General features: G+C 69.3%; 3 protein-coding genes and 1 pseudogene. 2 read left to right on the top strand and 2 right to left on the bottom strand.

The genetic code is table 11. The annotated features are described in order from the left end of the window. Positions 1-207: hypothetical protein (locus tag R6V09_RS50050; RefSeq protein ID WP_317888075.1), on the top strand; the 207-nt coding region annotated here is incomplete at its 5' end. A 30-nt stretch (positions 208-237) separates the two neighbouring features. Here R6V09_RS50050 and R6V09_RS50045 read toward each other — a convergent pair. Next, positions 238-390 (bottom strand): hypothetical protein, encoded by a 153-nt coding sequence (locus R6V09_RS50045; RefSeq protein WP_317888074.1) that lies wholly within the window; start codon positions 388-390, stop codon positions 238-240. A gap of 277 nt (positions 391-667) precedes the next feature. On the opposite strand from R6V09_RS50045, the gene R6V09_RS50040 reads away from it, so the two are divergent. Further along, on the top strand, positions 668-2023 hold the full coding sequence (locus R6V09_RS50040; RefSeq protein WP_317888073.1) for a helix-turn-helix domain-containing protein: 1356 nt from the start codon (positions 668-670) through the stop codon (positions 2021-2023). 328 nt (positions 2024-2351) lie between these two features. Here R6V09_RS50040 and R6V09_RS50035 read toward each other — a convergent pair. Next, positions 2352-2911, bottom strand: a pseudogene (locus tag R6V09_RS50035) (maltokinase N-terminal cap-like domain-containing protein); the annotation flags it as partial.

Below are 2911 nucleotides of genomic sequence, written 5' to 3'. Positions count from 1 at the left end.
TGTCCCGTCGCCGCGGCCCTCCCGGCCGGTCGGCGGCTGCGCTGCGAGACCGAGATCCCGCGGCAGTCCCAGGTCACTCCGGCCGGCACCCACACGGTGGCGTGCCACTACCCGCACCGCGGACTGCCCTGGGAGGGGGCACGGACAGACCGGGGGACGACCGGTCGGCCTTGGAGCGAGCCGCCGGACCGTCCTCCGGTCCGCTGAGCCTCGTGTGCCGTTGTCCGTACAGCCGTCTCAGCAGCAGGCGCCGCTCGCACCGCTCGACTGGGCGATGCCCTCGCGCAGTGGATGCGTGGTGGCACCCGAACCGTTAAACCAGAGTCCGCTCGTCACAAGCCCACCGACGAAGACGACGATTGCTATGAGCGTGAATACTTTGATGCTCATGAAAATCTCCTCTCCGAGCATTTACGGATGACACGTTGACAAGACGAGTCAACAAGAACTTACTCAATCAGTCAAGTATTAATCTTGCAAAAGACGATCTCGAAAAGCGGAATGCCCACACCCAAATGAAGTCCGAATTAACGTCAATTCAGAAAATGCCTGTCCAGGCCACTTCGCGCCAGCGAATCGATCAAGAAGACTCCATTGGATCGCGGACGACTTACTGGTAACGTTGATCTGTCATCCCGGTGGTCAAAGCCACCTCCTAGGAGCCCACATGGACCCTCTCGAAAACACGACGACCGCAGGGCTGGGCGACCGCATCCGGCTGCTGCGCGGCAAACGTGGCCTCAAGCAGCAGGACCTGGCGTCCAGCGAGATTTCGGCGAGCTACATCTCCTTGATCGAATCCGGCAAGCGCGCACCGTCAGACGCGGTGCTCGCCTCCCTCGCGGAGCGCCTCGGCTGCTCCGCCGAGTACCTGCGCAGCGGACGGGACGACCACGAGCTGGAAGAGGCGCGCCTGCGGCTGGCCTTCGGCGAGATGGCCCTGCGCAACGGCAGCAACGGCGAGGCTCTGCAGACCCTCAGCGAACTGCTGACCAAGCCCACCCTCCTGGACGTCTCGATGACCCGGCGCGCGCGCATGGGACAGGCCTCCGCGCTGGAGAAGCTCGACCGGACCGAGGCCGCCATCGCGGTCCTGGAGGAACTGCAGCGGGACCCCGACCTGGCCCCGGGCTCCGCCGAGTGGTGCCAGATCGCGGTCGCCCTGTGCCGCTGCTATCGCAACGCCGGCGACATCACGCTCAGCATCGAGATCGGCGAGCGCGCCATGGCCCGGTTGGACGCCCTCGGTCTGGACGTGACGGTCGACCACGTCCAGCTCGGTGCCACGCTCATGGGCTCGTTCCACATGCGCGGCGACCTCATCCACGCCCAGCTGATGGGCGGCAAGCTCCTGGACGCCGCCGAGAAGCAGGGCGCGCGGGCCGCACGCGGCGCCGTCTACTGGAACGCCGGTCTCGTGGCCCGCTCCCGGGGCCAGCTCAACGAGGCGCTGGCGCTGGTGGAGCGGGCGCTCGCGCTGATGTCCGAGGACGACAACCTGCGCCACCTCGCCATGCTCAAGATGAACTACGGCTCCCTGCTGCTCCAGGTCGACGAGCCCGAACCGGCGCGCGGCAAGCAGCTGTTGGAGGAGGCGCAGCAGCTCCTGGCCGAGGTGGGCAACGCGCCGGAACTGGCCCAGTGCGAGATCGGTCTCGCCGACGCCGACGCGATGCTCGGGCAGTGGGACGAGGCCGCGGCGCACGCCGAGCGGGCCCTCGGACTCACCGGCAACGAGTCCCGCATCCAGGCCGTCGGCGCGCGCGGCACGCTCGCCGAGATCCAGCTGATGCGCGGCAACCACGAGCAGGCCGCGCAGTATCTGCAGGCCGCCACCCGGCAGCTGCGCCAGTTCCGCCCGTCCCACCAGGTGGCCCTCAACTGGCGTTACCTGGGCGACCTGTGGAAGCGGCAGGGCAACACCGGCGAGGCGCTCAAGGCGTACGACCGGGCCCTGTCGGCCGCCGGTATGGCACCGCACCGCGACCCCGGCCAGATCCTCTCCGAGCAGCACCGTTCCTGAACCGACCGCCGTATTACCGAATCCGGTACGGACCTTTGACCGTCACCCCCGGTAAAGGCATGGACCTTTCGCCGTGGAGCGGTCCGACGGGGCAGGCGACCCGGTTCCGTTTCCGGCCGGATCCGAGCCCTTCGAACCCCTCGCCTGGAAGAGTGTCCGGGGCGGGGGGTTCGTCGTGTCTCCGTTCGGCGGCCGCAAGGACCTGACGTCCGCCGGCGAATTCCGTCCGGTCTTCCATCACCGGAATTCCGGCCGCGCACCCCGCCGGAATTCCCTTGTACGGTCCGGGAGTTCGCATTCCGGCGGGCGGCGGTGAATTCGGCGGAGTTCAGCGGGAGGTGTTCGCCAGCCGGTGCACGGCGGCGAGCGGGACCTTCAACCGGTCGGGGCGATGGCGGGACTCGTATACGGCCTCGTACACCGCCTTGTCCGCCTCGAAGGCGCGCAGCGCGACCGGTTGGCAGCGCGGATCCTCCCGCCCGGCCGACGCGTATCCCTCGATGAACGCCCGCCGGTTGCGCACCGCCCACGCATAGGCGCGCCGGCGTCGGCGCAGTCGCCGCGCGGGCGAGCCGTCCTCCCCCGGATCGCCGGACTCCCGGGCGGCCAGACCGGTGCGGGCCGCGTAGTCGAAGGAGCGCAGCATGCCCGCGATATCGCGCAACACCGGCTGCGGGCGGGCGCGTTCGGCGGCGGGCCGGGCAGGTTCGCCCTCGAAGTCGACGATCCGCCAGCCGTCCGCGGTGCGCAGCGCCTGGCCGAGATGGAGATCGCCGTGGGTGCGCTGGGCGAAGACGGGGCTGCCGCGCCCGGCCACCCGGGCGTAGTCGTCGAAGAGGGCGCCGAGCCGGGTCGTGTAGCGGGCGAGCGCCGGAACCTCCTCGGCGG

This window comes from Streptomyces sp. W16 (assembly GCF_033194735.1).
Taxonomy (GTDB): Bacteria; Actinomycetota; Actinomycetes; order Streptomycetales; family Streptomycetaceae; genus Streptomyces.
Note: the sequence above shows the minus strand (reverse complement) of the source record. Positions and strands in the feature narration are given on the sequence as shown.

Excerpts from the sequence above, each read along its gene's own strand:
- R6V09_RS50040 (WP_317888073.1), top strand. The coding sequence starts at position 668 with ATGGACCCTCTCGAAAACACGACGACCGCAGGGCTGGGCGACCGCATC.
- R6V09_RS50045 (WP_317888074.1), bottom strand. The coding sequence starts at position 390 with ATGAGCATCAAAGTATTCACGCTCATAGCAATCGTCGTCTTCGTCGGT.